Origin of the sequence: Parvularcula marina (genome assembly GCF_003399445.1) — a bacterium.
GTDB classification, from domain to species: domain Bacteria; phylum Pseudomonadota; class Alphaproteobacteria; order Caulobacterales; family Parvularculaceae; genus Parvularcula; species Parvularcula marina.
The window spans coordinates 2,436,629-2,461,663 of record NZ_QUQO01000001.1 but is presented as its reverse complement, the minus strand read 5'-3'; the positions used below and the strand labels follow the sequence as shown (position 1 = coordinate 2,461,663).

Annotated in this window: 31 protein-coding genes; 7 read left to right on the top strand and 24 right to left on the bottom strand. The window is 60.1% G+C overall.

Features of this window, described 5'->3' with window-relative positions; all coding sequences use genetic code 11:
- Nucleotides 1-5: 5 nt before the first annotated feature.
- From DX908_RS11895 to DX908_RS11855, 9 genes are all read right to left on the bottom strand, one after another.
- Nucleotides 6-1,496, bottom strand: a complete 1,491-nt coding sequence (locus tag DX908_RS11895; protein WP_116392539.1) for a monovalent cation/H+ antiporter subunit D family protein — start codon at nt 1,494-1,496, stop codon at nt 6-8.
- Nucleotides 1,496-2,995, bottom strand: a complete 1,500-nt coding sequence (locus tag DX908_RS11890; protein ID WP_116392538.1) for a monovalent cation/H+ antiporter subunit D family protein — start codon at nt 2,993-2,995, stop codon at nt 1,496-1,498. Before DX908_RS11890 ends, DX908_RS11895 begins: the two co-directional genes overlap by 1 nt.
- Nucleotides 2,992-3,849, bottom strand: a complete 858-nt coding sequence (locus DX908_RS16900; RefSeq protein ID WP_116392537.1) for a sodium:proton antiporter — start codon at nt 3,847-3,849, stop codon at nt 2,992-2,994. Before DX908_RS16900 ends, DX908_RS11890 begins: the two co-directional genes overlap by 4 nt.
- A 4-nt stretch (nt 3,850-3,853) precedes the next feature.
- A complete protein-coding gene (locus DX908_RS11880) occupies nt 3,854-4,297 on the bottom strand; it encodes a Na(+)/H(+) antiporter subunit B (RefSeq protein ID WP_233508684.1) in 444 nt (147 codons plus the stop codon).
- Nucleotides 4,294-4,989: a DUF4040 domain-containing protein gene (locus tag DX908_RS11875; RefSeq protein ID WP_116392535.1), complete on the bottom strand. Its 696-nt coding sequence runs from the start codon at nt 4,987-4,989 to the stop codon at nt 4,294-4,296. The genes DX908_RS11880 and DX908_RS11875 overlap by 4 nt, the downstream gene beginning before the upstream one ends.
- On the bottom strand, nt 4,986-5,348 hold the full coding sequence (mnhG, locus tag DX908_RS11870) for a monovalent cation/H(+) antiporter subunit G (RefSeq protein ID WP_116392534.1): 363 nt from the start codon (nt 5,346-5,348) through the stop codon (nt 4,986-4,988). Before mnhG ends, DX908_RS11875 begins: the two co-directional genes overlap by 4 nt.
- Nucleotides 5,345-5,665: an MrpF/PhaF family protein gene (locus DX908_RS11865; RefSeq protein WP_116392533.1), complete on the bottom strand. Its 321-nt coding sequence runs from the start codon at nt 5,663-5,665 to the stop codon at nt 5,345-5,347. The genes mnhG and DX908_RS11865 overlap by 4 nt, the downstream gene beginning before the upstream one ends.
- On the bottom strand, nt 5,665-6,216 hold the full coding sequence (locus DX908_RS11860; protein ID WP_116392532.1) for a Na+/H+ antiporter subunit E: 552 nt from the start codon (nt 6,214-6,216) through the stop codon (nt 5,665-5,667). The genes DX908_RS11865 and DX908_RS11860 overlap by 1 nt, the downstream gene beginning before the upstream one ends.
- A 165-nt stretch (nt 6,217-6,381) precedes the next feature.
- Entirely contained in the window at nt 6,382-7,524 is a 1,143-nt protein-coding gene (locus DX908_RS11855; RefSeq protein ID WP_116392531.1) for a DUF2336 domain-containing protein, read from the bottom strand.
- A gap of 107 nt (nt 7,525-7,631) precedes the next feature.
- Between DX908_RS11855 and DX908_RS11850 the strand changes: the two genes are divergently transcribed.
- Nucleotides 7,632-7,919 (top strand): hypothetical protein, encoded by a 288-nt coding sequence (locus DX908_RS11850; protein WP_116392530.1) that lies wholly within the window; start codon nt 7,632-7,634, stop codon nt 7,917-7,919.
- Nucleotides 7,920-7,928: 9 nt separating this feature from the next.
- On the opposite strand, the gene DX908_RS11845 is transcribed toward DX908_RS11850, so the two are convergent.
- Both DX908_RS11845 and purE read right to left on the bottom strand, forming a co-directional pair.
- A complete protein-coding gene (locus DX908_RS11845; protein WP_116392529.1) occupies nt 7,929-9,029 on the bottom strand; it encodes a 5-(carboxyamino)imidazole ribonucleotide synthase in 1,101 nt (366 codons plus the stop codon).
- On the bottom strand, nt 8,999-9,502 hold the full coding sequence (gene purE / locus DX908_RS11840) for a 5-(carboxyamino)imidazole ribonucleotide mutase (RefSeq protein WP_116393089.1): 504 nt from the start codon (nt 9,500-9,502) through the stop codon (nt 8,999-9,001). The genes DX908_RS11845 and purE overlap by 31 nt, the downstream gene beginning before the upstream one ends.
- A 175-nt stretch (nt 9,503-9,677) precedes the next feature.
- Between purE and DX908_RS11835 the strand changes: the two genes are divergently transcribed.
- Nucleotides 9,678-10,283, top strand: coding sequence for a GGDEF domain-containing protein (locus tag DX908_RS11835; protein WP_158548728.1), 606 nt, complete (start codon nt 9,678-9,680; stop codon nt 10,281-10,283).
- Here DX908_RS11835 and pgi read toward each other — a convergent pair.
- The 10 genes from pgi to DX908_RS11785 all read right to left on the bottom strand — a co-directional run bounded on the left by pgi (nt 10,261) and on the right by DX908_RS11785 (nt 20,150).
- Nucleotides 10,261-11,901 carry a glucose-6-phosphate isomerase gene (gene pgi / locus DX908_RS11830; RefSeq protein WP_116392527.1) on the bottom strand — a complete coding sequence of 547 codons (1,641 nt, stop codon included), beginning with the start codon at nt 11,899-11,901 and terminating at the stop codon, nt 10,261-10,263. The two genes, DX908_RS11835 and pgi, sit on opposite strands and share 23 nt — an antisense overlap.
- 86 nt (nt 11,902-11,987) lie before the next feature.
- Nucleotides 11,988-12,584: a redoxin domain-containing protein gene (locus DX908_RS11825; RefSeq protein ID WP_116392526.1), complete on the bottom strand. Its 597-nt coding sequence runs from the start codon at nt 12,582-12,584 to the stop codon at nt 11,988-11,990.
- A gap of 13 nt (nt 12,585-12,597) precedes the next feature.
- Nucleotides 12,598-14,742, bottom strand: coding sequence for a protein-disulfide reductase DsbD family protein (locus DX908_RS11820; protein WP_158548726.1), 2,145 nt, complete (start codon nt 14,740-14,742; stop codon nt 12,598-12,600).
- A 65-nt stretch (nt 14,743-14,807) separates the two neighbouring features.
- On the bottom strand, nt 14,808-15,578 hold the full coding sequence (locus DX908_RS11815; RefSeq protein ID WP_233508683.1) for a MauE/DoxX family redox-associated membrane protein: 771 nt from the start codon (nt 15,576-15,578) through the stop codon (nt 14,808-14,810).
- Nucleotides 15,579-15,595: 17 nt separating this feature from the next.
- Nucleotides 15,596-15,976 (bottom strand): hypothetical protein, encoded by a 381-nt coding sequence (locus DX908_RS11810; protein ID WP_116392524.1) that lies wholly within the window; start codon nt 15,974-15,976, stop codon nt 15,596-15,598.
- Entirely contained in the window at nt 15,976-16,386 is a 411-nt protein-coding gene (locus DX908_RS11805) for a heavy-metal-associated domain-containing protein (protein ID WP_116392523.1), read from the bottom strand. Before DX908_RS11805 ends, DX908_RS11810 begins: the two co-directional genes overlap by 1 nt.
- A 12-nt stretch (nt 16,387-16,398) precedes the next feature.
- Nucleotides 16,399-17,067: a hypothetical protein gene (locus DX908_RS11800; RefSeq protein ID WP_116392522.1), complete on the bottom strand. Its 669-nt coding sequence runs from the start codon at nt 17,065-17,067 to the stop codon at nt 16,399-16,401.
- A 58-nt stretch (nt 17,068-17,125) separates the two neighbouring features.
- Complete coding sequence (locus DX908_RS11795) at nt 17,126-17,512, bottom strand: hypothetical protein (protein ID WP_116392521.1); 387 nt, start codon at nt 17,510-17,512, stop codon at nt 17,126-17,128.
- Between the two features lie 58 nt (nt 17,513-17,570).
- Nucleotides 17,571-19,007 carry a hypothetical protein gene (locus tag DX908_RS11790; protein WP_158548724.1) on the bottom strand — a complete coding sequence of 479 codons (1,437 nt, stop codon included), beginning with the start codon at nt 19,005-19,007 and terminating at the stop codon, nt 17,571-17,573.
- A gap of 156 nt (nt 19,008-19,163) precedes the next feature.
- A complete protein-coding gene (locus DX908_RS11785; RefSeq protein ID WP_116392519.1) occupies nt 19,164-20,150 on the bottom strand; it encodes an SDH family Clp fold serine proteinase in 987 nt (328 codons plus the stop codon).
- Nucleotides 20,151-20,263: 113 nt separating this feature from the next.
- On the opposite strand from DX908_RS11785, the gene DX908_RS11780 reads away from it, so the two are divergent.
- The gene (locus DX908_RS11780; protein WP_199564697.1) at nt 20,264-21,400 is read left to right on the top strand and encodes a M14 family metallopeptidase; all 1,137 of its coding nucleotides are present in this window, start codon (nt 20,264-20,266) and stop codon (nt 21,398-21,400) included.
- Between the two features lie 23 nt (nt 21,401-21,423).
- Here DX908_RS11780 and DX908_RS11775 read toward each other — a convergent pair whose 3' ends face one another.
- Together DX908_RS11775 and DX908_RS11770 are read right to left on the bottom strand one after the other, a co-directional pair.
- Nucleotides 21,424-21,852 (bottom strand): Fur family transcriptional regulator, encoded by a 429-nt coding sequence (locus tag DX908_RS11775; protein ID WP_116392518.1) that lies wholly within the window; start codon nt 21,850-21,852, stop codon nt 21,424-21,426.
- Nucleotides 21,853-21,905: 53 nt separating this feature from the next.
- On the bottom strand, nt 21,906-22,223 hold the full coding sequence (locus DX908_RS11770) for a hypothetical protein (RefSeq protein ID WP_116392517.1): 318 nt from the start codon (nt 22,221-22,223) through the stop codon (nt 21,906-21,908).
- Nucleotides 22,224-22,369: 146 nt separating this feature from the next.
- On the opposite strand from DX908_RS11770, the gene DX908_RS11765 reads away from it, so the two are divergent.
- The 4 genes from DX908_RS11765 (at nt 22,370) to DX908_RS11750 (ending at nt 24,437) form a co-directional block, all read left to right on the top strand.
- Entirely contained in the window at nt 22,370-22,924 is a 555-nt protein-coding gene (locus DX908_RS11765) for a ZrgA family zinc uptake protein (RefSeq protein WP_158548722.1), read from the top strand.
- Nucleotides 22,921-23,544: a DUF3299 domain-containing protein gene (locus DX908_RS11760; RefSeq protein ID WP_116392515.1), complete on the top strand. Its 624-nt coding sequence runs from the start codon at nt 22,921-22,923 to the stop codon at nt 23,542-23,544. The genes DX908_RS11765 and DX908_RS11760 overlap by 4 nt, the downstream gene beginning before the upstream one ends.
- Nucleotides 23,545-23,588: 44 nt before the next feature.
- Nucleotides 23,589-23,957, top strand: a complete 369-nt coding sequence (locus DX908_RS11755; protein WP_116392514.1) for a DUF1304 domain-containing protein — start codon at nt 23,589-23,591, stop codon at nt 23,955-23,957.
- 96 nt (nt 23,958-24,053) lie between these two features.
- Complete coding sequence (locus DX908_RS11750) at nt 24,054-24,437, top strand: VOC family protein (protein WP_116392513.1); 384 nt, start codon at nt 24,054-24,056, stop codon at nt 24,435-24,437.
- 79 nt (nt 24,438-24,516) lie between these two features.
- On the opposite strand, the gene DX908_RS11745 is transcribed toward DX908_RS11750, so the two are convergent.
- Entirely contained in the window at nt 24,517-24,990 is a 474-nt protein-coding gene (locus DX908_RS11745) for a hypothetical protein (protein WP_116392512.1), read from the bottom strand.
- Nucleotides 24,991-25,035 lie beyond the last annotated feature (45 nt).

Here is a 25,035-nt window from a genome sequence, read left to right as displayed (position 1 = left end):
GCTGTTCATCCCGCACCGCCAATCAGTGGCAAGAGGAAATTAAAGAGCGGGTCCGAATAGAAGAAGAGGATGATCGTCCCTGCGGCAGTAAGAAGCGGCGGTACAAGACAGAAGATCGGCGCCTCCTGAAGCGTCTTCCACCCAATCGGTGCGGGCTGTGCCTCGCCTGCCGGCTTGCCAAAGAACGCCTTCACAGGGATCGACAAGAGATAGACCACATTGAGCAGCGACGAGATGATCAGCACCGCAATGATCGCCAGCTGTCCCGCATCAACGGCGCCCAGCATCAGGAAAAATTTCGGCCATGACCCTGCCATGGGCGGCAGGCCAACAATCGACATCGCCCCGATGAAGAATGCGCCAAAGGTGAAAGGCATCAACCGGCCAAGACCGCGCATCTCGGACACCAGCGTCTTGTGGTGGGCGACATAGATCGCGCCTGCGCACATGAAGAGAGTCATCTTGCCGAGCGCGTGCGCTGCAATCTGCATCGCGCCGCCCATGACACCGAGATTTGTCGCGATCATCGCGCCAAGCGTGACATAGGAAAGCTGGCTGACCGTCGAATAGGCAAGCCGCGCCTTGAGGTTGTCCTGCGTCATGGCGATAGCGGAAGCCAGCAGGATCGAGCCTGCCGCAATCCACATGAAAATCTCGCTGATATTGGTTTCACGCAAGGTGTCGATGCCAAACGTATAAACCGCAATTTTCAGCACACCGAAGACGCCTGCCTTCACGACCGCAACGGCGTGGAGGAAAGCGGAAACAGGTGTCGGCGCGACCATGGCATTGGGCAGCCATGGATGGATCGGCATCAGCGCCGCCTTGCCAATACCGAAGAGGTAAAGCCCGAGGAGGACGACCGGAACCCAGCTGCGGAAATCGGCCGCATCGCCCAGAATACCGCCGGCCACGAAATCCGTCGTCCCTGTCATTACCCAGGTCCAGATGATCGCAGGCAGAAGAAGCCCGATCGATGTCCCCATCAGGATGCCAAGATAGACCCGGCCTCCGGCCCGCGCCTTGGCATCGCCCTTATGCGTCACCAGCGGGAAGGTGGAGAGGGTCAGGATCTCATAGAAGGTGAAGAAGGTGAGCAGGTTGCCGGCAAAGGCGATCCCCAGCGCGGCGGAAATGGCGATCGCGAAACAGACATAGAACCGCGTCTGATTCTTCTCATTCGTGCCGCGCATATAGCCGATCGAATAGAGCGAATTGACGATATAGAGCCCACTCGCAATCACCGCGAACATCGCGCCAAGCGGCTCGAGCTTGAAGCTGATCGAGAGGCCGGGCATCACCTCGAACAGGGTGACATCGGCAAGGTCTCCAGCAGCCGTTGCGCGCGCCACCATCAGCACAAAGAAGAAGGTGGCAACGGCCATGACGAGGATCAGGCTCTCGCGGACATTCGGGTGCTTGCCTGTCAGCATGATGCCGAAGGCCCCGATGACGGGCAGGAAGAGCGCAATGAGAAGGGCGTCGTTCGGGGTCATTATTCAGCCATCCCCACACCAAGCAGGATATCCGCTGCACGGCGGGCGTATGTCGTCAGCCCCTCCGCATCGAGCCCTGCATAGACATTCGCCGCCGTCATGAACCCAAGCGGGATCAGCATGCCCAGCGGCACGCGATCGACCTTCACCCCTTCGACAGGCTCGGCAAGATACATCTCATAAACGACCCGGCCGATATAGGCGACGGCGAGCAGCGATGAGGCGACAATCATCAGCACGATGACGAGCGAAGGCACATCGAGCACTGCCGAGAAGGCGCCATCGATGAGCAGGTATTTAGAGACAAAGCCGCCAGTGAACGGCACGCCGACGAGGGAGAGGCCCGCAACGACGAAACAGGCCGCCGTGAACGGCATCGTCTTGCCCAGCCCGCGGAAGGCCGAGATCCGGTGCGAACCAATGGCATAGAAGACAGCGCCGACGGCCATGAAGAGCGCGGCCTTCATCAGCGCGTGGTTGAAGACGTGCACGAGCGCCGCCGAGACCCCTTCGACGGTCGCAAAGGAGATGCCGACCAGCATGTAGCCGATCTGTGCCACTGATGAATAAGCGAGCATCTGCTTCACATCATCCCGGAAGACCGCGACCAGCGAGGCGATGAACATGCCCGCAAGGCCGAGGATGATGAAGAAGGTCAGCGCGACATCGAGGAAGACGAAGGAGAAGCCGAACACCGTGAAGACGAAGCGCAGCATCACATAGACAGCCACCTTGGTCGCTGTTGCGGCCAGGAAGCTCGTCACGGCTGAAGGCGCGAATGTGTAGGCGTCGGGCAGCCAGCGATGCAGCGGGAACATCGCAAGCTTCAGACCGAAGCCCGTGATGATGAAAGCAAACCCTGCACGGACGACCTTGTTGTCCATACCGACCAACCGCTCATGCAGGTCGATCATGTTGAGCGTACCGGTGGCCGCATAAAGAAGGCCGAGCCCGATCACAAAGAAGGTCGCCCCGATCGTCCCGAGCACGAGATAGGTAAAGGCTGCGGTTAAAGCCCGGCGGTCCTGCCGCGCGCCCATCGCGACCAGCGTATAGGTCGAGAGCGAGGAAATCTCGAGGAAGACAAAGACGTTGAACGCATCCCCCGTTGCGACGACGCCAAGGAGGCCCGCAAAGGTGATCAGCATCATGCCATAGAAGAAAGACGTTTGCTGATGAGCGATCTCTCTCGCGACGCTCTGCTTGGCGTAAGGGAAAACCGTGGCGGCGATACCGGATACAAGCGTGATGATCAGCGCTGAGACCATGTCGATCCGGTAGATGATCCCGTATGGCGACGGCCAGTTGCCGAGTTGGTACTCAATAACTCCGACCGCATGAACTTCGCGCAGAAGCATCAGCGACAGGATAAAGGTCAGCACCGAAATAAAGGTTGCAAACGCCCAGGGCAGATTGCCCTTCGGCAGCAGCACACAGATGGGAGCTGCCACCAGCGGAAGGACAACCGGCAGCACGGGAAGCTGTTCGATAATATTCACGCCTTGCCGCCCTCCCCGGTGGGAGACCCGGTCGCGGCCTCATTGTCCATGCGCTCCAGCGCATCTTCCTCGATCGTGCCATAGGCTTCGCGGATGCGCACCGCGAGGGCGAGCCCCACTGCGGTCGTTGCAACGCCGACGACAATCGCTGTCAGGATCAGCACATGCGGCAGCGGGTTTGAATAAACGACCTCTGCTGCATGGGTCATCGCTTCATGCCCGGCATCGAGCGCGGCCTGAGGATCGGCCGCCGTTTCATGCCCGCCCGGCGTGATGGTGATGCCGGGGTCGACAGGTGCCGGCTCATGTGTGTCCGGCATTTGCGGGGTCAGCGAGTTCGAGGCGTCAATTTCGGAGAAATCATGAAGGCTCTCGGCGGGTACATCACTCTGGCCTGAGACATCGCCTGCCGCATTCGGCTCCAGCGAATTCGACATCTGCCCCGAGAGGACTTCGAGCGCCTCTTCCTCAGTAAGCGGTGTGCCGTGCTGGACATCCGCATGGACCGGGGCCTCATGGCTAGAGGCCGCCTGATGCGGGTCAGCGGCATGGTCCTCACCGTGCCCACCAGTGTCATGACCGTCTGCACCATGACCATCGCCATGATCGCCGCCCGCCGCGCCGCGTGCGCTGGGCCCACCATGGCCTGCGCTATGCGCGCCCAGCAGGATTGGCGCCGTACCGCCGACGACTTTCCCCAGCGTGATGTAGAAAATGAAAACAGAGGTCTGGAAGACGTTCAGCCCGATAACCGTCTTCACGAGATTGCCTCGCGAATAAACGATATAGAGCCCCGTCAGCATCAGGATGATGACGATCCAATAGTTATATCTGGCAAGGATAAAATCGATCATCGGTCTACCAGGCGTCATCCGCGGGTTCGGGGTCGCGCCCTGTGAAAACGTAAAAAATCTGCAGCATGGTCGAGGCAACGGCGAGCCCGACGCCGAATTCAACGAACAGGATCCCCATATGCTGGCCCGCGTTGTGGTGGCTGTCCGGTGCAAGAATATCGTATTCGAGGAAGTTCGCCCCCAGAAGAAGCGTCAGCACGCCGGTCCCTGCATAGAAGAGGACACCGAGTGCCATGCCCCAGGGCAGGATATTCGGTGAAATGACTTTCTTGGTCGCCTCGATACCGAAGCCGAGCGCATGGAGAACGAAAGCAACCGCGAGAACCACGCCAGCCTGAAAGCCGCCGCCTGGACCGTAATCGCCATGGAACTGCACATAGAGCGCAAAAAGGATGATCGGCGCGAACAATAGCTTGATCGTCACGCGGAGGATGACGTGGCCCATCATGTGCGCTCCTCCCCCGCTTCTGGGTGGTCGGCCCGCGCCTTCATTTCCTGCTCAAAGGTGTGTTGGGCTTCGATTAGCGGAGTCGGTGGCGCCTGATCGGAAACGCGGCGCCCGCCCCTGATCGAGCCAGCGCCGAGCAGCATCAGACAGGCAAGGCCTGCGGTGAAGACGACCAGCACCTCGCCCATCGTGTCATAGCCGCGATAGCTGGCGAGAACGCCGGTGACGATGTTCGGCACAGTGATGTCGGTGGGTGAGACATCGATATACGCCATGCCGACATAAGAGTTTGCAGGGCTGTTCGGATCTCCCAATGCGGGCAGATCGAATGATGCGTAGATCAGCGCTGCCCCAACAATCGCAACGACCAGCAGAGGCAGGATCTTACGCTGTTTGGACACCGGCGCTTCCCGCCGGGAGGCAAGCGCCATCCCTGAAAGGACCAGGACGGTCGAGACGCCCGCGCCCACCGCAGCTTCTGTGAATGCCACATCGACAGCATCCATCAGCACAAAGAAGAGAGCGGAGACGAAGCTGTAAACGCCCGACAGCATGGCAACGGCAAAAAGACGCCGCTGGGTGACCATGGCAAAGGCGCAAGCGACCAGCATGGCGAGCAACGAAAGGTCGAGCAGGAAAGTCGGAGAGACATGCGCTTCGTAAGCAACTGTCGTCGCGTCCACAGGGCTCATGCGCCGCCTCCCGTCTCTCCGCGCGCTTCCGCTGCGGTCTTCGCGGTGTGCAGGTCAGACCCAAGCTTCGGCTTCAACCCACCGACCAAAGCTGCGTGCGCGACAGCATGGGTCGAAACAGGGCTCGTGAGCACAAGGAAGATGAAAATGAAGAGCAGCTTGACCACGATCAGGAAATTATCCGCCTGCAGCGCAAGTGCCAGAAGAACGAGGTCCGCCCCGAATGTGTCCGTCACGCCTGCGGCATGCAGACGGGTATAGAAATCCGGGAACCGCCAGACACCGATCGCGCCAATGACGACAAGCCCGCCGCCAGCGACAAACAGGATCCAGGAGAGAATATCGAGAATGCCGCTCATGACTCGGTCGGCCCTCCCATATCCGTGCCGGGATTTTCGGCAAGTGCGCCGCCTTCCATGACAGGAGAAAGCGCTTCGTAACGGAAGAATTTCAGGATCGCGATGGTCGCCACGAAATTGAGCAGCGCATAGAGCAGCGCGACATCGAGAAATTCCGGCCGCCCCGCCATGAAGAAGACAACGGCGAGGAGAAGGACTGTCTTGGTACCGAAGGAGTTGACCGCGAGCACACGGTCATAAAGCGTCGGCCCGGCAATGGCGCGGGCAAGGACGATGACCATCCCGACTACAATGGCAGCGGCGGCAGCAACAAACATCAGGATGCGCCCTCCCCGCCATTCTTGCGATTGCGGGCCCAATCCCGGCCCTCTTCGCCATCAAAGGCGCAAACCTTTTCGCCCATCGAGATGATCCCCTCGACATCAGCGAGGTCTTCGGTCAGCGCGTGAACGAGAATACTGTCGTCATGCAGATCGATCGTCACCGTGCCCGGCGTCAGCGTGATCGAGTTGCCAAAAATGGTTTTGCCCAGATCGCTCGCCTGTCGGGCGGGAATGTGGATCATCTTCGGCGAGAGTTTCAGCTTCGGGCGGAGGACCTCGCGGGCAACGGCGATATTCGCCTTGCCGATCTCGAATGTCAGCCAGAGCATGTAAGTGACGATACCGGGGAAGACGCGGGTCGGCACACCTTCGCCATCCATGACGCCCGCACGGTCAGAGAGCCAGACTGTGAGCATCACGCTCGCCACGCCAAAGCAAAGCAGCGTCGCATGGGTGAAATATCCCGACAGCAGCAGCCAGAGCGCAAACAGGCTCAGGCCCAATGCCAGCGGACGTCCGGCCTGTCTGACAAGGTTTCTGAGCATAATTCCCTAGCGAGAGAGGCTGCGGGATTACCGCAGCGACGGCGTTAAGATCGACGCCACCCGTGGCCGGAGAGCGTGGCGCGCAAAATCGCAAGATTTTCGCCGAAAGCAACACCCGGAGACGGGAATTTAGAGAGTTTTCTCAGCCGAGAGGGGTAGAAAGGGCTAATCGCCGAGCGGATCGAGCTGAATTCCGCGCCGCCAATCCCAATATCTGAGCGCCGTGCGCGAGTAGTCGCGGGCCATCATGTCGAAAATCCCGAGAAGATATTCACAATCCTGCTCGGAGACCTCCGGCCCCCGGCTTTCCGGGTCCCGAATCAGCCGTGCCCGCACCAGAAGGTCGGAGAAATCACTCCGCGACATCCCGGCCGACTTGCACATGACCGCGAAAGGCTCGCCGCCGCGATCAAAGAGAATCCGCTTTGCCGTCTCGGAGGAGACGCCTGCCATGAAGCCGACCGCCATGCAGAGCTCTGGCGTAGGATTGGCAAAGGCGTTGGTGAAGGTTTTCTGGACGACCTCGAGCGAGACCGTCTCACCATTTGGGCCCCTCGCCCGGTGGCGGCGGTCACAAAGCTTGAGAACGCCTTTTGTCACGGGATCGGGTTCTGGATCCGGGAAGACCTCGCAATAGAGGTTCTTCAGCGCGTCCTGCAGCACCGAACGGTCCATTGCGAAACGCGAAAGCACTTTGCGCCGCGCCGGCCGGTCGAGCCACCAGAACATCGTGAAGCCGTGGCGCGGCGTCAGCTCTCGACGGGTCAGGAGCGGCTCGCGCAGGACGTAATTCTCCTCGGTCATCGCAACCAGCTCATCAAGGCGGCGCTCGCCGATACGGACATCCGGGCGCTGCAGCAGGTGCAGCACAACTTCGATATCCGGATAGCTGAGCAGGCTATCAATGACGGCCTCATTCAGCTTCAGGCGGCGGGCGATCACCTGACGGTGCGCAACGCTGACGCCAGCAACTTCTATCAGCTGGACATCCGTGATTTCCTTGAGTTCTTTGAGGAGCGGGGTCGCAACCTCGATCTGCTCGAGCAGCATCCGGCGCAGGAGGAGCGCTGGCGGGGCAAGAACCCGGGACAGCCGCGTGCTGATGTCGATCTTCACCTTGAGAGGCACGTGATCGAACAGCTGGTCGAGAATGTCCGCGGTGAAGGCGCGTTCATTCTCGTTCATCTGCCCGGCAGGCAGAGACAGGACATCGACGAGCCGACTGGCAAGCTCAGCCCGCTGGATTTCAGGGGCTCTGCCTTTCTTTTCCTCCGAATTATCGGGGTCCTGGGCCACAGCGTTCATCATGATCGCCGTTATCTAGGGCACCAGCCTTAATACGCGGTTTCCGCTGGCCAGCCCCGCAGGCGCCAGCTAGACATGGTGAAGACGGGAATACTGACCGGAGTGATGCCATGGACCGCCGCCTTCTGATTGCCCTTTCTGCCGCTCTTGGCGTGGCCGCCTGCGCATCTCCGCAAGTGGGCGATGACGGGGCTTACTACCCGGCGGGCTATTCGGATGGCTGCCGTACGGCAGAGGCGATCCAGTCGAGCTTTGGCGTCAAACGGCACCGCGACGAGCATCTCTTCAAGACCGAACCGAGCTATCAGGCCGGCTGGCGCGCAGGCTACACCCAGTGCCGCCGCATGGACGATCTCGACAACCGCCCCGGCGATCTGGGCGAGTGGGAAACCTACTGATCCGAGATTTCAGCTTTTCGGGAAAATTTTGACCGTGTGGCCCATCTTACGGCCCGCGCGGGCTTCTGACTTGCCGTAAAGCGTGATCGCGAGCGCCGGATCCTCGGCAAGCATTGCCCATTCTTCCGCATCCATGCCGATCAGATTCGCCATCACCGCATCGGAATGACGTACCGGATCGCCCAGCGGCCAGCCTGCGACCGCGCGGATATGCTGCTCGAACTGCGAGACCGCGCAGGCCTCATGCGTCCAGTGCCCTGAATTGTGCACGCGGGGCGCGATCTCATTGGCGATCAGGCCACGCGATTTCGACCAGAAGAACTCGACCGTCATGACGCCGACATAATCGAGCGCCTCAAGAAGATGGCACACGGAGGACTTAGCCTCCTCCGCCTCGATCGGCAGGTTCGCCGGCACCGTCGAAATCCGAAGGATGCCGCCTGAATGATCATTATGCGGCATGTCAAAGAAACGGATGTCACCACTGACACTGCGCGCGGCGATCAGCGAGACCTCTGCATCGAACTCAACCAGTCCCTCATAGATCGAGGGGGCGTTCAGCTCCGCAAAGGCGGCGCCAAGATCCATGCCGGGCCGGATTCGGACCTGCCCCTTGCCGTCATAGCCAAAGCGGCGGGTTTTCAGGATGCCCTCGGGGCCGATCTCGGCAACAGCTTTCTCAAGGTCTTCTGCTGTCTGAATATCGGCGAAGGGCGCGGTCGCAAAGCCATGCTCACGCAGGAATTTCTTCTCCGGCACCCGGTCCTGACAGACCGCCAGAATGCGCTCGTCGGGCCGAACCGGCACGCCTTCTTCGATCAGGGTCCGGACGGTTTCGGGCGGGATGTTCTCAAATTCGAATGTCGCCGCATCAATCCGGTGGGCAAAGGCCCGCAGGCTCTCAATATCGGTATAGTCCGCCGCATGGTGCTCATTCGCAAGCTGCGCCGCAGGCGGAGAGATTTCAGGCCCGTAGGTCTCAACGCGGAAGCCGAGCTTTGCGGCCGCGGCCGCCAGCATCCGGCCAAGCTGGCCAGTGCCAAGAATGCCGATGGTCGATCCCGGCTCCAGCATCTGATTTAATCCGTCATCGGCTGGCTGGGCGGGCATTCAACGACCCCATCGGTCTGGGCCTGCCGCCAGGCATCGAGCCGGGCTGCCAGATCCTGATCGCTGATCGACAGGATCGAAGCCGCAAGAAGCCCCGCATTCGCCGCCCCCGCCGTGCCGATGGCGAGCGTGCCGACCGGCACGCCTTTCGGCATCTGTACGATGGAAAGAAGGCTATCGAGACCGGACAGGGTTTTTGACTGAACCGGCACGCCCAAGACCGGCAGGGAGGTCATGGATGCAACCATGCCCGGCAGGTGAGCCGCGCCGCCGGCGCCCGCGATGATGACCTTCACCCCGCGCGCCCGTGCGCCCTTGGCAAATTCATAAAGCCGGTCAGGTGTCCGGTGGGCCGAGACGATCAGATCCTCATGGCTGACGGCAAGCACGTCGAGAGCGTCGGCGGCTTCTTTCATGGTCGGCCAGTCGGAGGTCGATCCCATCACGATGGCCACTTGGGGCTGGTCCGTCATTTTCACCTGATCCCGCGAAAAAGCGACGCCAATACTACGAATAGGGGTCCAAGGGAAACCCCAAATGCGCCGCCTCGTCTTCACCTTCCCTTTACGACAGTGGTCTCGTTTCGAAACGCGGTTTCAACAGGTTTCGCGGATACTTTCTCCCAAAAGCATTGAGTGGGAGGCCCCGATGAGTGCGACGAAACGCAAAACACTCCGGCTGCCGCAGGCAGAAACGACAGGTTCAGCACCTGAGGCCAGCCCTGTTCTGGACGCCGAGACGGCGCTTGAAGACATCGCGTCCCTCCGGGCACGGCTTGATGCAGCATTGGAAGAAATCGATGCCCTGAAGAAACGGGCGTCGAGCCAGAAACCCTCCCCCATTCTCTCGCGCGGCAAGTTCGTGGCGAGCCTTGCCCGCCGGCTTGGCCCCGGCGTGACCATTCATGGCTGTGTGGCCCGCATCTCGATCGGCAATTTCGATGCGGTCCGCGAGGGCTTCGGTGACGAGGCGGCAGAAGAGCTTTGCGTCAGCGTCGGCAGCTGGCTTGGCGGCCATGTCCGCCAGACCGATCTTGTCGGCCGGGTCGGCAGCGGGACTTTCGCGATCTTCTTCGGCTTTGCCGACAAAAAGAATGTGCGCGAGAAAATGGAGCGCCTGACCAAACGGATCGAGCACGCGCCCGTGACGTTCAAGGACGAAACCCTGTTCCCGAAACTCTCCATCGAATTCGAAGATGTCGATGCCGACGGAGAGAAGGTGGCAGAAGAGGCTAGCTGCGCCGCAGCCGGTTGATCCGCGCGATCAGGCCCGATGTCGAGCTGTCATGCTTCACATCGGCCCAACCCTTCAGCTCAGGCAGGATCGCTTTGGCGAGCACTTTGCCAAGCTCCACGCCCCACTGATCGAATGCGTTGATATCCCAGATCACCGACTGGCAGAAAATCCGGTGCTCATAGAGCGCGATCAGTGAACCGAGCGTTCTGGGCTCCAGCCGCTCCATCAGGATCGAGACGGTCGGCCGGTTCCCGGTAAAGACCTTGTGCGGCACCAGCGCCTCAATCTCGGCGTCCGCCATGCCGCTGCCTTTGAGGTCTTCGCGCACTTCATCGGGCGTCTTGCCCATGGCGAGCGCCTCGGGTTGGGCAAGGAAATTCGCGAGCAGTTTCTCGTGATGATCCCCGAGCGGATTATGGCTCTCGGCTGCCGCGATGAAATCGCACGGAATGATGTCCGTTCCCTGATGGATGAGCTGGTAGAAGGCGTGCTGGCCATTGGTGCCCGCCTCCCCGAAAAGGACCGGTCCCGTGCCATAGGTCACGTGCGCACCCGCCATGGTCACCGACTTGCCATTTGATTCCATGTCCGCCTGCTGAAGATAGGCGGGCAGGCGATGCAGATACTGGTCATAAGGGAGGACCGCATTGGCCTGCATCCCAAGGAAGCTGCGGTGCCAGACACCGATCAGCGCGAGGAGGACCGGCAGGTTCTCCTTCATCGGTGCGGTCTCGAAATGCCGGTCCATGGCGGCAGCTCCATCGAGAAGCGCCCGGTAATTCTTCCACCCGACCGACAGCGCAATCGGCAGGCCGATAGCCGACCACAGCGAGTAGCGCCCGCCGACCCACTCCCAGAAAGGGAACATGTTCTCGGCATTAATCCCGAATTCGGTGACCGCCGCTTCATTGGTCGAGAGCGCGATGAAATGATCCGCTACCGCACTTTCAGGCGCGCCGGAGGCAAGGAACCATTCGCGCGCGCTGGCCGCATTGGTCATCGTCTCTTGCGTCGTGAAGGTCTTCGACGCGATCACGAAAAGTGTGCGCTCGGGGTCAATCCGTTTAAGGACTTCCGCCAGATGCGTGCCGTCGACATTGGAGACGAAATGCGTTGCCCGGCCCTCAAGCGCATAAGGCTTCAGGGCCTCTGTCACCATCACAGGGCCAAGGTCCGAGCCGCCAATCCCGATGTTCACAACCGTGTCGAGCGGCTTGCCGGTATGGCCCATCCGCGCGCCGGAATGAACGCTGTCGCAATAGGCTTCCATCTGGGAGAGAACAGACTGGATATCGTCCATGACATCCGCTCCGTCCACGAAATATTTGCCCTTCGCCGTATCACGCAAGGCGACATGGAGGACAGCCCGCCCCTCGGTCGCGTTGATCTTCTCGCCCCGGAACATGTCCGTGCGGCGGTCCTCGAGTCGTGTGGCCCGCGCCAGATCCAGAAGCCCGTCAAGGACATCGCTTGTGATGCGCGTCTTGGAGTAATCGACAAAGAGTCCCGCGGCTTCCGCCGAGAAGCGCTCGAACCGGCCTTCATCCTCGGCAAACAGATCCCTTAAATGGCGGGCCCCGTCCGTTGCCGCCAGCGCCTCCAGCGCCTGCCATTCTGAAAGGTCAGTACGGGACATATCCAGTCTCCTCGTCATGAAAAACCGGCCCCCAAGGGAGGCCGGTGTCCATTAAGTTATTTGCCCGCCCCGGTCGAGGCAGCAATTCAGGATGCGTATTTCACCGCGCAGCCATAGGGCTGGCTCTGCTTGGTGACGACGGCCTGCCCGTTCTGGAGCGAGCGGAACGCGGCCATCACGAAATTCTCCGCCCGCGCAATATCGTTCACATTCGCGGTCGGGATGGAATCAATCGCGCCCGCATATTGCAGGGTCTGATCCTCATCGATCAGGAACATGTGCGGCGTGGTCTTTGCCGCATAAAGCCGGCCGATCTCCCCTTCGGGGTCGAGAACGACATAGGTGGGGGCCGCTTTGCGGGAGTGGGTCAGATCATCGGCCTCGGCGGCGTTGACATAGCCCTGCTCGCCCGGCGCGGAGGAAATGATCGTGATCCAGACGACGCCTTCGGCGGTCGTGCGTTTCTGCACCGACTGCATATTGCCCGAATTATAGTGCTTCTGGACGTAAGGGCAGCCGTGATTGGACCATTCGAGAATGACCTTCTGGTTCTCGAACTGGCTGAGCGAGATGGTCTCGCCTGTCGTGGTCGTGCCTGTGAAATCGGGCGCGGTCGAGCCGACAATCGGGGCGGCGGTCGAGCTGACACCCAAGAACGCGAGTGCGGCGATAAGCATATTCATGATGGTCTCTCCTCTAAGATCCCTCAATAACGCCGATCACGCCCTTTGTGCTCAATAATTGGGGCAGGATGATGGGGGCCTCGGCATTCGGAGCATAATATAGATAAACCGGCACGCCCGCGCGACCCAGCGCTTCTAAAGCCGCTGTGATTTCATCATCCCGGTTCGTCCAGTCGGCGACCATGTAGACGACGTTATTCTCGATGAAGGCCTGTTTGACGCGAGAAGTGTTGAGCACAGTCTGCTTGTTGACCTGACAGGTGATGCACCAGGCGGCCGTGAAATCAACAAAGACGGGCGTTCCAGCAGCGCGATATTCGGCCAGCGTAGCTTCTGACCAGACGGCGGTCTCGACCACGCCCAGCGAGGAGAGCGAGGATGTCCCCGCCTCTGCTGTCGTGATCCGCGAGAGTGGGATGACGGCAAGAATGAGCATGGCGGCCGCGGCGATGCGGCCGACCAAGCCTGACTGCCCGCGCTGTACCCGGCCAAAGATCCACGCGCCGAAACTTGCCGCCAGCATGGCGAGCCCGAGTTTCAGGATACCGCTCGGCCCTGCCTGCATAGAGAGAACCCAGACGAGCCAGATGACGGTCGCGAACATCGCGAAAGCAAAAAGCTGGCGCAGGGTGACCATCCACGGGCCCGGACGCGGCAGGATGGAGGCCGCCGCCGGGATCAGGCTCAGGAGCAGATAGGGGAAAGCGAGCCCCAGCCCGATGGCAAGGAAGATAAGAAGTCCCGTCAGGGCCGACTGGCTGAGCGCAAGCCCGACCGCACCGCCCAGCAGCGGGCCGATGCAGGGCGCCGCCACCGCGACGGCGAGAAGCCCGGTGAAGAAGGCGCCAACCGCCCCGCCCTTGGACGCAAGACTATTCCCGACGCCCTGTACGGAGGATCCGACCTCGAAGAGGCCAAAAAGATTGAGCCCGATCAGGAAGAGCACAATGGCAAAGACCGCAATCGCAATGGGGGATTGCAGATGGAAGCCCCAGCCGAGCTGCTCCCCGCCGGCGCGCAATCCGATCAGGAGCCCGGCGAGCCCGGCAAAGGCGACCAAGATGCCTGCCGTATAAAGAATACCGTGAAGGCGGATGACCTGCCGGTCTTCCTTTGCCACTGCCGCAAAGCCTGCCGCCTTCAAAAAGACGATGGGAAAGACGCATGGCATGACATTGAGGATGATGCCGCCGAGAAACGCGAGAAGGAGCGTCGGCAGGAGAAGCGGCGATCCTGAGTCCGCCTCCAGTGGCAGGCCTGGCCCCTCCGCCCCCGGCATCTCCGGCTGGGCATTGGTGTTGATGGGAGTCAGATCAAGCGCGCCGGCGGGCTGGTCAATCTTGGGCGCAAAGACCTCATAGCCGCGGCGGGAGTTTGCCGTCTCAACTGTCAGGACACCTGCCAGCGACTCTGGCTGGCGCGCCCGGTAAGCAAAACCGGCCTGCATCCCCAGATAGATATCCTCACCATCCTGCCGCTCGACCGTGGCGCCCGAAGGCTCAACCAGTGACGGGGCATACGGATAAAATTCAAGCTTGCCTTCAGGCGCGCCGGTCAGGCGCAAGGCAGGGCCCCGATCGGTATGGTAATAGACCGCCTCGAAATCCGCCTTTCGCGGCTGACTGCGGCGGGCCCGGTCGATCTCGACCGAATAGCGGCCATTGCCCGCCCCCCGCGCCGCTGCAATCGGCAGCGTCAAGGTCAGGCGCGCGTCTTCGGGCACACAGACATCGGCACAGATCAGCCAGCTTGCATCGACGGCCAGTTCCGCGACATCTCCGGGCACGGCGCTTTCAGGCACGGCAATATCGATCAGGAAGATCGGCTCGCCCTCATGCCCGTAATTGACCAGTGGGCCGAGCGGCAGGCGGTGCGGCAACGGATAAAGCGGCGCTACGGCCTCAAACCCCTCCGGCAGCGTCCAGTTCAGCGTCAGGGGCAGGCCTGAATCCCCGGGGTTCTGCCAATAGACATGCCAGCCCTCGCGCAAGGTCTGCATCAGGGCGACGGTGACAATCTGCCCCGGCACGGCCGCCTCATCCTCGGCGACCAGCCGGCTTTCGGCATTCCCGGTCGTCACCGGCGCGCCGATCTGGGCGTGCGCAAAGCTGAACAGGAACAGGAAGCTCAGGAAAACCGGCAGCAGTCGGGATTTCATGTCAGTGCGCACTCTCGCATTGGCTCGGAGATCTCGTAGCGGAAAGGCGGGGCCTTGGCACCCCGCTAGACCCATGGCTTGAGGAGCATCCAGATGCCCATCGCCATCATAACGAGGTTCTCGGTCAGGCTGACAAAACCGAGGGGCACATTGGAATTCCCGCCAACACAGGCGCATTTGAGCTCCCGCTTATCAAGGTAGACGGCTTTGAAGACGCTGGCCGCGCCGACAGTTCCGGCAAAAAGAGCGATAGGTGCGCCAATAAGTCCGAATACCCCGCCTGCGACCATCAGGACGCCCGCCGCAGCCTCAGCGAACGGATAGGCGTAAGCATAGGGCACCCATCTTTTTGCCAACTGGTCGTAATTCAGGAAGGAGCTGCTGAAACTTTCAATGTCCCGCAGTTTCTGAACGGCGAGGACGCACATCGAGAAAGCAGCGAACCACTCGATACCGCGCCACGAAAAGACTGTTCCGTAAGCGGCGAAAGACATAGCGACAGCCATCAACGCGCAAATCCCGAAAATGACGAGGACTGGCGTATAGGTCGGCTTATTCGGATCGACCTTATGCCCCGTCAGCCATTCATTTAGCTGGTCGAAGCCGCCAATGCGCTCACCACCGATAAAGGTCTGCGGTGTCGTTTTAACGTCATGCTCGGCCTTGAAGCTGTCCGTTTCCTCGCGGGTCGTCAGCCAGTGGTCATCAACCTGATAACCATGCCGCTCCAGTAGCCATTTGGATTTGAGCCCATACGGACAGACATGTTTCTCCATGACCATCCGGTAGAGATGGGCGACCTTGACGGCCGCCCCTTTTTGTTCCGGCATATCCATTTCAGGATCTCCAGTGATTAGATAAAACGCGGCGCGATGAAGGCAAAGAACGCCCCCGTCGCAAAGAGCCCTATCGAGAGATAGAGCACGACACCGCCGATCGTCCGCATCCGCGCACAGGCTTTTGCCTGCGCCGGGTCGGCCGGACAGGGATCGTTCCGGCTGCGCCAACGCATCCACCAGGCAAAGGCCAGCATCGCGCCCGCGCCGGTGAAGACATAGGCCTTATACTGACTGAGCCAGACGAGTTGCGGCACTGCCGTCACCAGCCCTGCAAAGGTCGCGCCCATGCCCAGCGTGATGAACAGCGCCGGCAGGGCACAGCAGACCAGCGTCCCCGTGCTCGCAAAAAGCGAGAGCACGGGTGCCAGTGCCTGCCGCTGGAAGAGGCCCGCCATTAAGCGCGCTCGATGGCGGCGAGATTATAGCCGGCATTCTTGACGGCCTTTTCGATCTCCTCATCGGACATCGCCGAGCCTTCTTTAAGAAGGATCGTCACGGTCTTGTCCTCAAGGCTGATGGCGACGTCTTCGACGGCGTCCTTTTTCTTGAGCACCTTTGTCAGGGACCGGGCGCAGAAATCGCAGACCATGCCGTTGACCTTGACCGTCACAGTACGGCCTTCGGCAGCTTCGATTTCAGATGAGGCCATCTCATCGGACGCCATATCCTCGTGATGCCCGTCGCCATGATCATGAGATTCGTGCTCATGCTTTTCGCCATGGTCGCCGTGATCCTGATGATCCTGCGCAAAGGCAGGGGAGGCGAGAAGAACGATAGAGGCGGTCAGTGTAGAGATCAGTTTCATGATTTTTTCCTTTTAGAATCGATAGGTGAAGTTGAAGAGCGGCTCATCATTCGAGCTGTAGCCAATCTCCATGAGAGCCGGTCCCTTGAAGAACCGCAGGAGCGGCGTGACCGTCAGCTCCTCTGCGCCCAAGGTCTCATCCACCTCAGGGCGATGGTCGACCTGCACCATGACCCAGGTGTGAAGCGCGCCGAACTCCGCCGCATAGGGAGCAACGCCGATACGGGCGGACTGCTCCGTCATCATTGCGCCCTCGACGGCATAGGTGCCGGCGGCGGCTGAGAAGAACACATGACGGTTCTCCCAGTCAGCGGCGATTTGCGCAAAACCTGCGGCCTTGCTCTCCGTGTCGCCTGTGTTGAAGTCGCCAGCCGCCACCCCTGCCCCAAGCTTGAGGTAAAGATTGGCTTGGCTATCCGGCGCGTTCCAGCGTTTGAGGAGCCGGTTATGCTGACCGCCGTAAAAGACGTGGTCGTCATAGCCCCGGTCCTCGATCCGCAAGCCGTAAGCGGCCTTCGGCGTCGTTGTGTAATGTATGAGCAGCGCGTTGCGTTCGGCTTCGTTAAAGGTCTGCACGGTCCACGCCTCGGGATATGAGACGGGCCGGGCTTCACTTATCGTGAGGCTGAAACCGGCGGCTGCCCCAAGAGCGCAAAGCGCCCTCACCAGCCTTGATGACATGAGTTCTCCTTGTCTGAATGATGGAATTCCCCATGCGGATGCATGAGGTCGTCAGCATTCAGACAAGTCGGGGGGGCGGGCTTTCGATGCTTTGAGGACCGGGATCAGCCCCCTGCTCCAGAATCGCAAATTTCGCATTGAGCGGCGCCGCAACAGCCGCTTCGAGAATGGCAGGCTCGATCACCGCAGGCGCAGGCGCGGCACCGCAAAGGCACAGGCCATCGCAGCAGCTTTCATCGCAATCGCCGCCCCCGGCATCTGTGTCCGTTTGATGGGACATCATTGTGGCGTGATCATGCGTCATGGAAGAGGAGGCCATGTCATGGCCCTGATGACCGCCGCTGCGCATCGACATCTGGCGCGAGGCGTCATGCTCAGCCGCGCTCGCCGACAGGGTCGAGGCAACAAGCCATGCCAGAATGGCGACGAGGCGGAACACGATCATGAGGGGAAGATAGGTGAGACGCGCGCCCGCGCCAAGCCCTACCGCTCGCGGCGGAGGCTCACTGGCTATCCGCGACAGCAAAAGCCCCTATTGCCGAACCATATGCTTCCGCCATCCCCCTCCTCCTGTGTGAGCGATTTTCCTCACCCCAACTCCGGTCTGCTTCTATTGCGAATCCATAGGCCAGCCGGGCATATTCGCGTGCTCGCGCAATATCCCCCCGCTCTGTGTATTGTCGCGAGAGATCGCCATAGGCGGTGGAAAAAGCGGTCCAGATGTTGCCGCCATGCCCCCACCAGGCCGCGTAATTCGGGTCCTCATCCAGCTGACATTCGAGCCAACCGAGTAGCCAGCGTTCAGCCTCCTCCAGCTCCCCCTCTTTCACAAGACGGTTAAATGCCGTCACCCGCGCGCGCGGCACACAGCTCTTAGATGAGACTTCCTTGATGAGCCGATCCGTAGACGCATAATCTCCGGCACCTGCATAAATTGATGCCACGTCGCCGAGTAAATAGAGAATGAAATTCTCCGCTCCGTCCAATTCCAACTTCAATTCCCGCACCAAGCGTTCTTCATCTTGAGCAACATCGAGCACGCAATCATCCATACCAAGATCTTCGCAAATCCACGCCTCGGGATATGCTCTATCAAACACATCCCGCTCATATAAATCATTCATGGCTCGCCCGAAATGGACCAGCATTCTTCCATACTCTGGCGAAAATGTAGAAAATTCTGATGCTTTAAAATAGTAAGTAATCTGATGACTTGATATCGATTGTTGTTCATAGGCCAATTCAAGCCGAAGCAGGTTCCATTCAGCCCCAAAGTTCTCTTGCATGTTGGCTTTAGCCTCGATCATCGCCACGAGAAGATCGGTCTCGGTAATACCAATTTCGTCCCTCTCCTCGTCCGTCGTGTTGCGAACTTTTTGAAAGAGAGAAGAAGCGAGTTCTCCCGCTTCATCAAAATCGCCTGCCGCCTTCAGAATGGAAAGCACGATGATGTCTAATTCATCTTTAGAAGGAGGTTTTTCGAATTTAGCTTGAGAGACGAGATTGCGCGCAAGCGCGACATCGCCATACTGCGCCGCCTCTAGATAGAGCTCACGCCAGATACCTTCATCATTGAGAGGAATGATGACATCATAGTTTCGCTCAACCCAGACCTCGTCCGGGCTTTTATCGACTGCCAGTTGACGACGAACCTCATGCGACTTCCATGCCGTCGTCAGATCACCCAGCCGGAAGGCTTCCTGACCAAGCCGTCCCATCACAAAAAAGCGTAATCCTTCTTTGGCCGGAACAAAGTTCGCCGCTTCAAACGCGCGCTGATGAAGTTGACGGCGAAGTGCTGACTCCTCTGTCAGCCTCGCCCCTGACATGACGGCAATTGCATAAACATCACGGCGATTATCCCCGGCGCTGACGAGATCTGAATATTCCTGTTCGTCTGCGGCCAGCACCGCATCGAAAGACAGCTCTTCCTCTGTCATGGAACACAGAACGAGCTGAGGGCCTATCTCACATGGGGCGTACCCGGACTTGCTCGTCCGTCCGGTCTCAGCGGTCGAGGTGCAGGAGACGACAAGAAGACCAAGGAGAAAAGGCCAGAGATTCTTCATCACGCCGCTTTCCTCTGGTTTGCTCTCCTACCGTTCGCGGCGGATGTCCCGTTCGGAAGGTCCGCGGCGAAGATCGCTCGGGTTCCACGGTCCATAAGAGAAGCTGCGTGATCCGGGGCCGGGCTCAAAGCCGACAAAGGGCGTGCGGTCCATTTGCGGGGCCGGCGGCGGGGCCATCGGGGCCTCTTTCTTCTTGCCGAAGAACGGCAGGCGCACGGCGGGCGCGGTATAGCTGACCGAGCGGCCAGAGGCCCGATCAGGGAACAGCGCCATCAGCCCGTTGATCTCCGCTGGCATCTGGTTGTTGACGTTCAGCCCCATGCCGGCGGCCTCTTCGGCCTCAATCGGATAATCATGCGTCCAGCGGCCAGACGACATCTGCTCGGCGACAGCGCGGGCGGCATTCTCCGAGACTGTCCCGGCGAGCAGCTCCTCAGCGGCGCGTTCAAGCTGCGCCTGCGCTTTGCGCGCCACATCGGCGAGAACGAGCGTGTAATCATCGATCGCGTCAGGCTTTTTCTGCTGGGTCACGGCGGCGATCGAGGCCGCGGGCAGCCCGGCGATCTGTGGGTCAATCGGCCCCAGCACGGCATGCGGGTTGAGCACGATCTCATCGGCGGCAAGCGCGATCAGCGTGCCGCCCGACATCGCATAATGCGGCACGAAAACGCGGGTCGGCGCGGGGTGCGCCTTGATTGCGCGCGCAATCTGCAGCGCCGGCAGGACGAGGCCACCCGGCGTGTGCAGGATGAATTCGAGCGGCATGTTCTTAGGCGTCGAACGGATGGCATTCAGCACATCCTCGGCGTCATTGAGATCGATATAGCGAAGCTGCGCCAGCCCCAGCAGGCCCATCGATTCCTGCCGGTGAACGATCGCAATGATGCGGCTTTTGCGCTTTTTCTGGACGCGGGTGAACTCAGCTTCAACAGCTGCCGCATGCCGCCGCCGGGTCATGGCCGGCAGGACGAACAGCATGAAGAAAAACAATACCCAAAGGATCAGCGATTCCATCCGGCCCCATACCCCACATACTCGCGGGGGCTACCTTCCCTCAGAATTGCCTCGAGGGCTAGCCCCTGCGGGGCACCCTTTTCGAGGGCGCAAGACACGCCTATGGGGCGGCCATGACCAACATCCATATCTCCGCCCCGCACGATTCCGGTAATATCGAGGTTCTCGATGCCTCGAACGCCGCCAAGATCCGCCTCAATATCCGTGAGGACGGCAAGGCAAAGTTCCATCAATGGTTCTATTTCCGGGTGACGGGCGCGGGCGGGCAGAACGCCAGCTACGCAATCGAGAATGCCGGGAGCTCGTCCTATGTCGATGGCTGGAAGGACTATCAGGTCTGCGCGTCTTACGATCTTGAGGACTGGTTCCGGATCGAGACGAGCTATGAGGACGGGCATCTGAAATTTCAGCACACGGCGGAACGGGACAGCGTCTATTACGCGTACTTCGCCCCCTACCCGACCGAGCGCTACCGGCAATTCATTGCCGAACTCGTCGATCTTGATGAGGCCGTCTACGAACCATTGGGCGCAACGCTCGATGGCGAGCCTCTCGACCTCTTCCGCTTTGGGGAGCCCGCCGACAGTAAGCTCAATCTATGGGTCATTGCCCGGCAGCATCCGGGCGAGACCATGGGCAGCTGGTGGATGGAGGGCTTCCTGCCCCGCCTTCTTGATGAAGGCGATGCGGTCGCTATGGCGCTGCGCGAGAAGGCAGTGATTTATGTCGTGCCGCTGGTGAATATAGACGGCGCGCGGCGCGGGCATCTTCGCACCAATGCGGCCGGTGCCGATCTCAACCGCGAATGGGCAGAACCCACGCCGGAGCGTAGCCCCGAGGTCTTCGCCATCCGCAACCGGATGGATGAAACGGGATGCGACTTCTTCCTTGATGTCCATGGCGATGAAGCGATTGCGAACAATTTCATCGCCGGCAGCGAAGGCGTCCCCTGCTGGACGGAGACTCACCAGAAACGGCTCGACCATTTCAAGGATACCCTGATGGCGCTTTCACCTGCCTTCCAGAAGGCCGAAGGCTATCCTGTCAATGCGCCGGGCACGGCCAATCTCAAGATTGCCGCCAATCAGATTGGGGAACGCTTCGATTGCCTCTCCATGACGCTGGAGATGCCGTTCAAGGAAGCCAATATCCTGCCTGACCCGCGCGTTGGCTGGTCACCAGAACGCTGCCGCGATCTTGGCCGCACCTGCCTTGATGCCATCTGGGCAGCCCTGCCGGGATTGCGCTAGCATCCCGGCAGGGCCCACTGCCACTAACACAGGCAACAATCGTGATAGACCTCGATATAGGCCTCCCCGTCGAGGATTCCTGATTTATCGAGACGGCGAAGCGTCGACCGATCAAGCGGAATGATTTCGGTACGGTGGCATCGCCGGCAGATCCGGAACGCAACAGGCTGGTCATGCAGCTCGGCAGGCAGGGCGATATAGGCATTCAGGCTCTCAATCCGCCTGATATGGCCAAGCTCCGTCAGCCGATCGAGCGCCCGGTAAACCGTCATCGGCGCCGAGACCCCCTTGTCGCGTAACCGCTCCAGAAGATTATAGGCTTTACACGGCTCATCGGCCTCAACCAGCGCCTCGAGGACCAGCCGGGCATTGAGCGGAAGGGATAACTTTTCATCCGGCGGCGAGTCGTCATGCGCGGCGTGCTCGTGCACCCCTTGAAGACTTAAGGTCATGTCCTGTTCTCTCTGATTAATCTTTCTACTGAGACAAATGGATGTTCAGTTGTTCAGGAGAGGATCAGAGGCGGTCCGCGTGAGGATCGGGTGAGGTCGTGTTTCTCGACACGGATCACCGCTGTAAGGTCGGGCAGATCCGATGACAGAACCACGGGCGCGGCAAGGCTTGCGAGTACGGGCGGCGCGCTGAGGGTCTTCCCCCCGACGCTGAGATGGCAGGCCGCGCATTCGGGATGCGCTTCATGGTCATCATGATCGTGCTGCGCGGCGCTGACGGTTGCGAAGACGAGGCAAAAGACGGCCAGCATGTGCAAGCCCAGGGCCTGCCAGCGGTGGGCGGCCCGTCTCTCTTGAAGATCCCTCATCATCAGCAGGAACGTTATCACATTTCCGGCCCTCGCCCTACCTCAATCGGTAAGGAGCGCTCGGATGCATCCCCAAGCTGTGTGATCGTATAACATCCGCTGGCAGGCTACACTGGATGCCAGCGACGTCAGAACAAACGGAATGTCAGATGATTCAGGTTCTTATGGCTGCAGGCATGACCGCCGCCCTCAGCGGCTTCATGTCCACCTCACACGAGCATGACCACGATCACGGCAAGGCCAATATGGTCATCGTGCTTGAAGAAGAGGCGCTGAGCGTCACCTTCGAAGCCCATCAGGCTGATCTCGCCGGTTTTGAGACCGCCCCCCGGTCAGCCGAGGAAATCCATATTCTGGAGGAACTGCCGGCCCGGCTTTCCGCGGCTGAGAAGCTCTTCGCTCTCACGGCTTCCGCCAGTTGCGAATTTTCCGGCATGGAGGTCTCCGGTCTTCCCGGCGCCGATGGTCATGAAGAGCCGCATGATAAGGGAGAGGACCATGAGGACGACCATCATGAGGCGCATCTGGTCATCTCCGCGACCTATCATTGGTCATGCCGCTCCCCGCGAAAGCTCAAAGAGGTGGAGACCCTGCTTTTTGAGGAATTCCCGGCGATCGCGCGGATCAATGCAATTGCCTTTTTGAATGGCCAGCAGACAGCTGATATCCTGCTTCCACAACGTCCACGGATAAAGTTCAAATGACGCCATCGGCCAGACCGCGCCTGATCTCCCTTCTTTTCATTGCGGCATGTCTGATCTCTTCCTGTAACCGATCCGATGCCGGCGCGGAGAACAGCCCCCCTGCGGATAGCGCCGTCCTGACGCTCGACTGGGATGATCTTCTTCCTGAAGGAGAGGAAGAAGTGCTCGATGAGCTTTATACGGAGTTCTATATCGATCTTGACCGGCGGATCGCTCAACTGCCTCAGCAGACACTGTCTGAGGCTGCGCGGAACGGCGATATGGGTATAATTTCCGAGGGCTCCGACCTAGATGAGATGCCGCAGCTCGGAACCTATAATGTCGTCGAAGACCTTGATGGCGAACATGTTCGCCTCCCCGGTTTCATTGTCCCGCTCGAATATGATGCCCGTGAGAAATTGCGGACCTTCCTGTTGGTCCCCTATTTCGGCGCCTGCATCCACACCCCGCCGCCACCGCCGAACCAGCTCGTCTTTGTCACGACGGATGAGCCGATCAAGGTCAAGGATATATGGGATGCGTTCTGGGTGGAGGGGATCATCACGACGGGCCGGTTCGAGAATGACCTTGGGAACTCGGCCTATTCGCTCAAGCTGATTTCTCTCAAGCCCTTTGAGTGAGAAGCGGCTAAGGTGGCGGTCAAAACAATATCCGGGAGCCCGTCATGACCCTTCTCGCCCGTATCGCTGCCACCCTGATCGGCCTTCTTCATCTTGGATTTCTCTATCTGGAGATGGTCCTCTGGACGACACCGACGGGGCAGGAGATTTTCGGCACGACGGCGGATTTTGCCGAAGAGAGCGCGGCGCTGGCGCTCAATCAGGGGCTTTATAATGGCTTTCTCGCCGCAGGCCTTTTATGGGCGGCCGTCACCAGCCGCCGGGATGTGGCGATCTTCTTTCTCCTCTGCGTGATTGTGGCGGGCGCGGTCGGCGCCTGGTCGGTCAGTCTTTCTATCCTCTGGATACAGGCCGTCCCGGGTGCAGCGGCCCTCCTCCTCGCCCTCCTCTCAGGCCGTTGGGCAAAAGCGTAAGGCGAGTTGCTCCCCCCCTGCGCTGCTCTGTCCGCTTGGCGGCAGGCCGTCCGTTGCGCACACTCTGCCCCGCGATCATCTAACAGGGAGCGCCTTATGACCGTGCACGGCCAGTTTCACTGGAATGAGCTGATGACCCGCAATGCAGGCAAGGCGAAGGATTTCTACGCGGACACGATCGGCTGGACCTTTGAAGAGATGAATATGGGCGAAGGCCCGTCCTATTTCGTCGCGCACGCCGCGGGCGGGCCGGTCGCTGGCATCTTCACCATGCAGGGCCCCGAATTCGACGGCACGGCAGAAGGCTGGATGGCCTATCTGCATGTCGATGATCTCGATGAGGCGCTGGAGAAAGCCAGGATGAAGGGCGCCATCATCCTGCGCGCGCCCTTTGACGTCCCGGATGTCGGCCGCATCGCCATGCTCAAGGAGCCCGGCGGCGCCGTCATCGGCTGGATGACCCCTGCCGCGCAATCATAAAAAAGGCGCATAAAAAAGGACGCCACATCCTGCCGGATGAGCGTCCCTATACGGAGGGTATTGCCCTCGAATTCCGCGCTTATTTGCGCGAGCAGGTCGTCACCAGATTGTCGCCTTCGCTGACAAAGACCAGCGAGGTCTTGGTCAGCACATCAATCCGGTCCTGCGTCTCGCCAGCCATGTCCTCAACAAGACCCACACTGACTTCCTGCTCGATCAGCTTGGCAGCTTCCGCATCGCCGAGCACTTCAGCGAGGGTCTGACCGTTCATCAGGAACTTCTTGAGCTGCACGCCCGTGTTGATCATCGACAGCGTGTCGCCAGAGATCGACCAATCATAGCCAGCCAGCATGTTCATCACACCGGTCGTGTCGGGGTCGAGCTGCATCGTCGCCACGATATCAAAGTCCGCCGTGTAGTCGGATTTGAAATCGGTTTGGAGCACCATTTCGACCTGCCCATCATCCGCTTCGCAATGCCATTTGCCGACAAGCTCTGAATCGCTGGGGGACGCCGTAAGGGCTGTGAGAAGAAGAAGGATCGCGCCGGTCATCTGGTACTCCGAATAAATGCCGCAAAGTCGTGGCTCGTGTTGGCA